The organism is Pseudomonas sp. 05N434 (assembly GCF_056396965.1).
The window spans coordinates 1-5,660 of the sequence record NZ_JBFTMK010000330.1 but is presented as its reverse complement, the minus strand read 5'-3'; the positions used below and the strand labels follow the sequence as shown (position 1 = coordinate 5,660).

Genomic DNA, 5,660 nt, shown 5'->3' with positions numbered 1-5,660 from the left:
GAGTACCTGGCGATCCTGATCCTGGATTTTTCCATCCTCAAATCCGGCGGCGACAGCGGCATCAACCTTGATGCGTTTGATCGCGGTCATGTGTTCAGCGGCACACCGTCAATCGGCTTGCTGTTCTGCTTCGCGGCATTTATCGGCTTTGAGGCGACGACTATTTACGGCGAAGAGGCCAAGAACCCGCAGCGTACTATCCCGATTGCCACCTACAGTTCTGTGTTGCTGATCGGTGGGTTCTACGCGCTGTCGGTGTGGTCGATGGTGGTGGGCGTGGGCGCGGACAAGATCGTGCCGATGCTGCAGGCCTTGCAGGATCCCACGACGTTTATCTACGGCATGTCCGATCACTTTGTCGGCCCCTGGCTGACTCAGATTATCCGGGTGCTGTTCATGGTGAGTATCTATGCCGGCCTCCTGGCCTTTCATAACGCCGCCGCGCGTTATTTTTACGCGATCGGCCGTGATGGCCTGTTGCACAGTCTGTTGGGCACCACTCACCGCGTGCATCAGAGCCCCCATATGGGTTCGGTGTTGCAGAGCCTGATTGCTGCTGTGGTGGTACTGATTTTCGCTGCATTGGATGCGGACCCGATCCTGCAACTGTTCGCCTGGTTCTCCAACCTCGCCACCCTCTGCGTCATTTTACTGATGGCGCTGACGTCGGTAGCGGTCTGCGTCTACTTTCAGCGTCATCCCGAGCTTAACGTCGGGATATGGCGCGGGCGCATCCTGCCTGTTTTCTCCTCCCTGGCATTGGTGCTCGTGCTGGGGCTGGCGGTGGTGCATTTCGACGTGTTGACCGGGGCCAGCCAGCTATTGTCCTACGGACTCTGCGCCATCATTCCCGCGGCCCTGATCATCGGCGTCATGCTCGCCGCGCGCTTGCGAAAGATCTCCCCGCAACGGTTTCTCGCCTTGGGCAGCCACAAGCTTTAAGGCCGCACTCGTTACTGCTCGACTAACCAGACAATTCCAGCCTGCCGTTGCCCGGCATGGCTCGTCAGTGTGTGAAAGGAAGGTTTCAAATGCACAACTACAAGATGCTCATCAATGGCGTTCAGGTCGCCGGTGAACAGGGCCAGTTTGATGTGATCAACCCGGCCACCGGTGCTGCATTCGCCCAATGCCCCGCCGGCTCGCTGGCGCAACTCKACCAGGCGGTCGACGCTGCACAAGCGGCGTTCAAAAGCTGGCGGCACAGCACCCACGCAGACCGTTGCGAGCGCCTGTTGGCGGTTGCGGCGGATATCGAGCGGGAGGCAGAGTCACTGGCCCGACTGATTGTGCTGGAACAAGGTAAACCACTGGAACTGGCGTTTTCCGAAGTCATGGGGTCCGCCGCCTGGACCCGCTATGCGGCCGGGCAGGAGATTGCCGTGGAGCTGGTGGAGGAAACCCCCACCCAGCGGATCGAGTTGCATCGCAAGCCTTTGGGTGTGGTGGCGTCGATCACGCCGTGGAACTGGCCATTCATGATCGCCGTCTGGCACATCATGCCGGCGCTGCGAGCCGGTAACTGTGTGATCAGCAAACCGTCGAGCCTGACCCCGCTGAGCACCTTGCGCCTGGTGGAGATCATCGCCCGCCATGTGCCTCACGGCGTGATCAATTGCCTGACGGGCGAGCAAGGTTTCGGCAGTGCAATCACTTCGCATACCGGCATTCAGAAGATTGTGTTCACCGGCTCGACCGCCACCGGACAAAGCGTCATGCGCGGCGCCGCCAACAACCTCAAGCGCCTGACGCTGGAGCTGGGTGGTAATGACGCGGCAATCGTCCTGCCCGGTACGCCGGTTGAGGCGGTGGTCGAGGAGATTTTCCAGGCGGCGTTTCTCAACATGGGCCAGACCTGCGCGGCCCTCAAGCGCCTGTATATCCATGAATCGCAGTACCAGGCCTTCGCTGATGCGCTGACCCTGATTGCGACGCGCCAAGTGGTGGGCGATGGCCTGGAAGCTGGCGTCACCTTTGGACCGGTGCAAAACCTTGAGCAATTGGAGCTTGTCGACGCGCTGGTCGCTGACGCGCGAGCACAAGGCGCGCGCGTGCTGTGCGGCGGCGCGCGTCTGGATCGTCCCGGCTTTTTTTATCCACCCACCTTGGTCGCGGACGTGACAGATGGCCAGCGCCTGGTCGACGAGGAACAGTTCGGTCCTGTGTTGCCCTTGATCGCGTACCGGGATGTCGAGGATGTGCTGCGGCGCGCCAATGCCGGTGACATGGGGCTGGGCGGATCGGTCTGGGGGCCGGATGTCGAGCAGGCCCAGGCACTGGCCAGCCGCCTGGAAAGCGGCGTTGCATGGGTCAATTGCCACGCGCAGATTCAGCCGAATACGCCGTTTGGCGGCAGCAAGATGTCCGGGTTTGGCGTCGAGTTCGGCCTTGAGGGGCTGCTGGAGTTCACTGGCCAGCAACTGCTGTTTGTCCGCCCTTTTAAAGGCGCACCACAAGGAGCTTGAGCCATGCGCAATCCATCACGCCATCCCGTGTTTGGTAGCACGCTTGTGTGCACATTGGTTCTATGTGCCATCAATCAGGCCCAGGCCTATGAGTTGTACAGTGATGAGAGCCGTCACCTCAACGCAGACATGACCGCCGTGTTCGGCCAGTTCAACAGTCGCAAGAACTACGACGGCACACCCGGTGGATCTACCTGGCGCGAAGGCTTCATCAAGTACGGCTTGAATGGCGACCAGTCCCTGGCGGGCAATGGCACCGCGTATGGGGCATTCGCCCTGGTCAGTTCCGCCACCTGGGGCGACGGCGACCCAGGCGGCAATTCCCTGGGAACCGAGCGCACAACAAAGATCGAAGACGCCTACCTGGGCTGGCGCTCCGGCGACCTGTTCCCTGCGTTAGGCAAGGACGGGGTTGATATTTCCGGCGGGCGCCAGGTGGTCAAGCTGGGCCGAGGGTTCCTGATCAACGATGACGGACTGAACCTGGGCGAGGGTCCGGCCAATGGCACTATGAACCGTGGGGGCGCTTATTACCTGGCTGCACGGCATGCGTTCGATCAAACCGCGCTGTTGCGCCTGGGTGGGCAAGATGGCCTGCACGGCAGTCTGGTGTGGCTCAAATCCGACAACCGCGTCCAGGCCGAAACCGAACTGGCCGCCGGCACGCTGGATTACACCACCCAGCCGGGTACGATCGGGTTGACCTGGGTACACGGCATCGACGTGAGCGATCAATGGGCCACCGACGTTCAACGCCAGCGCAAAGGCATGAACGTCTACAGCGTTCGCGGTGAAGGCGATGCGGGCATCGAGAACGTCAGCCTGGCGTTCGAATACGCCTGGCAGGACAAGGACGCCGGGCCTGAGAAAGCCTGGTACGGCGAAGCGGGCTACACCTTCGCCGATACCGCCTGGGCGCCCAAGGTGACCTATCGCTATACCCGCTATTCACAGAAATGGGATCCGCTGTTCACTGGCTTGAGCATGGGCTACGGCACCTGGTTCCAGGGCGAAGTCGCCGGAAACTACGCCGGGCCGTTCAACAGCAATACCAGCATTCAGCACGTCGGTCTGAATGCCACTCCGCTGGAAAACCTGACCTTGGGCGCGCTGTACTTCGATTTCGACACGGTGCGTAAAAACAACGCGCTGAACCTCAATGCCCGTGAGCTGGATATCTACGCCGAATGGGCAGCCAACCCGCACTTGATCATTACCCCGCTGATTGGCCTCTACAAACCCGATCAGGACTCAACCACGGGTGGCAATCAAGTCGGCGGTAATGGCACCAACCTGTACAGCCAATTGACGGTGGCTGTTCCGTTCTGACCGCACATCCGCCGCGTCCCCGGTAAGGGACCGGCGGCTTGTCCATAGGCTAGGGCGTGGTGGTGTTCGACTGATTACGCATGTTTTCGGCGATGCGCCGAGTGGTATCCATGACCATTTCGATCACGGTTTCCTGGCGCAGCAGCTTGAAGCTCTGCGTGCTGCCGACGGCGGACAGGCTGCCAACCACTTCGTCGATGTCCGTCTGGATGATGGGTGCGGCGATGCCGGTCAAGCCCAGGTTGAGTTCATCATGGGTGAGGCAGTAACCGTCCTTGCGAATCTTTTTCGCGGCCTTGGAGAAGCTTGACCAGTCATAAGGGCAGTCCGGGTCGTTGGCCATATGCTCGTCGAACAAGCGTTGCAAACGGCGACCTTTCTGAAAGGCGATCAACACCTTGGATTGCGCGCCGCGAAAGAACGGCAGCGGTTGCCCGCGCCCGAACGCAAAGTGGTAGGTGTCGGTGGGTTCGGCGATGTAGGTGTTGATGATGCGACCGTCATAAAAGACGCTCGCAAACACGGCCAGGCCGGTTTGCGCGGACAGCTCGTGCATCAACTCGCGCCCGGCAACGAGGATAGGGTCGTACTGACGCATCATCCAGTCCAGTTCGATGACTCGCGGTCCCAAGCCATAACTGCCGGCGTCCACGCGGGTCAGCAGGCCGGCGTCGCACAAATCCTTGACGTAGCGGTACACGGTCGCACGTGACAGGCCCATGCGCTCGGCAATGGTGTCGGGGTCGATTTTCAATGTCTGTGGACCGAACAGGTCCAGGACACTCAGCAATTTGCTCAGGCTACTCATTTCGTTCCTAAAGACGGGGGGAGGGCGCGTGCTTCGTTCCGGCGTAGACCAGACATCCCGCAGAAGCGCCAAGCGCTGGCGCAACACTACCTCAGTGAGAGAAAAACGCAATCTCGGCAGTCTTTCTGGTGCAAATAAAATCGCATAAATCTCACAAAACGAGACAAATACTAATTTAATGCTTGTTGGTTGAGTATTTGTGTGTGATAAATCTCATCACTGCAAATGCTCAAGCAAGAGGGCTGAAAATGAATGGTGCGCAACTGATAGTGAATGCGGCAGCGGCAAGCGGTATCGAATACTGCTTCGCCAACCCCGGAACCACCGAAATTCCATTGGTGGCGGCCATGGCCAGCGCACCAGCACTGAAGCCGGTGTTGTCGTTGTTCGAAGGGGTGTGCACGGGGGCGGCGGATGGGTATGGCCGGATTGCCGGCAAGCCGGCGATGACCCTGACGCACCTGGGCCCCGGGTTTGCCAATGGCATCGCCAACCTGCACAACGCGCGTCGTGCCAATACCCCTATCGTCAACGTGATCGGTGATCACGCGTCATGGCATGTCAACTACGATCCGCCACTGGCCAGTGACATCCAGGCCTTGGCCGGGACTGTCTCCGGTTGGGTGCGCACCTCGCGTACGGCGTCGGGTATCGGCGAAGATTTGCAGGAAGCGGTGCGGTCGGCCTGGCAGGCCAAAGGGCAGATCGCCAGCCTGATTCTGCCCATGGATCTGCAAGCCAGCGCAGTGACGCACAACGGCGTGTTCGCTCCGATGCGGGCGCCGGTTCGCCGGTTTGCCGGTGACCGGGTCGAGACGGTGGCGCAGGCCCTGCGTGACGGGCAGCGCCTGGTGTTTATTGTCGGGGATGAGGGGTTGTCGGTCGCGGGTCTGGAAGCAGCGGGGCGCCTGGCCCAACTGCCTGGCATGCGCCTGTTTGCCGAGACCTTTCCACGGCTCAGCTACCGTGGTGGTGGTTTGCCGGATCTGGATCGCCTGCCGTACTTCCCGGAAGGGGCCATTGAAATCCTTGAGCAGTACGACCAGGTCGTGTGTGCC

5 protein-coding genes are annotated in these 5,660 nt (G+C 60.5%); 4 read left to right on the top strand and 1 reads right to left on the bottom strand.

Annotated elements, in window-relative coordinates; genetic code table 11:
* From AC1DLB_RS19620 to AC1DLB_RS19610, 3 genes are all read left to right on the top strand, one after another.
* Positions 1–942, top strand: a 942-nt coding sequence (locus tag AC1DLB_RS19620; protein ID WP_477744356.1) for an APC family permease, incomplete at its 5' end; no start/stop codon positions are given.
* Positions 943–1,031: 89 nt separating this feature from the next.
* Complete coding sequence (locus tag AC1DLB_RS19615; protein ID WP_477785476.1) at positions 1,032–2,465, top strand: aldehyde dehydrogenase family protein; 1,434 nt, start codon at positions 1,032–1,034, stop codon at positions 2,463–2,465.
* Positions 2,466–2,468: 3 nt separating this feature from the next.
* Positions 2,469–3,794 (top strand): alginate export family protein, encoded by a 1,326-nt coding sequence (locus AC1DLB_RS19610; RefSeq protein WP_477744357.1) that lies wholly within the window; start codon positions 2,469–2,471, stop codon positions 3,792–3,794.
* A 49-nt stretch (positions 3,795–3,843) separates the two neighbouring features.
* Here AC1DLB_RS19610 and AC1DLB_RS19605 read toward each other — a convergent pair whose 3' ends face one another.
* A complete protein-coding gene (locus tag AC1DLB_RS19605; protein ID WP_018927853.1) occupies positions 3,844–4,602 on the bottom strand; it encodes an IclR family transcriptional regulator in 759 nt (252 codons plus the stop codon).
* 248 nt (positions 4,603–4,850) lie between these two features.
* Here AC1DLB_RS19605 and AC1DLB_RS19600 point away from each other — a divergent pair.
* Positions 4,851–5,660, top strand: an 810-nt coding sequence (locus AC1DLB_RS19600) for a thiamine pyrophosphate-binding protein (RefSeq protein WP_477785475.1), incomplete at its 3' end; no start/stop codon positions are given.

Coding starts and splice junctions, on each gene's coding strand:
- AC1DLB_RS19610 (WP_477744357.1), top strand. CDS start 2,469: ATGCGCAATCCATCACGCCATCCCGTGTTTGGTAGCACGCTTGTGTGC.
- AC1DLB_RS19605 (WP_018927853.1), bottom strand. CDS start 4,602: ATGAGTAGCCTGAGCAAATTGCTGAGTGTCCTGGACCTGTTCGGTCCA.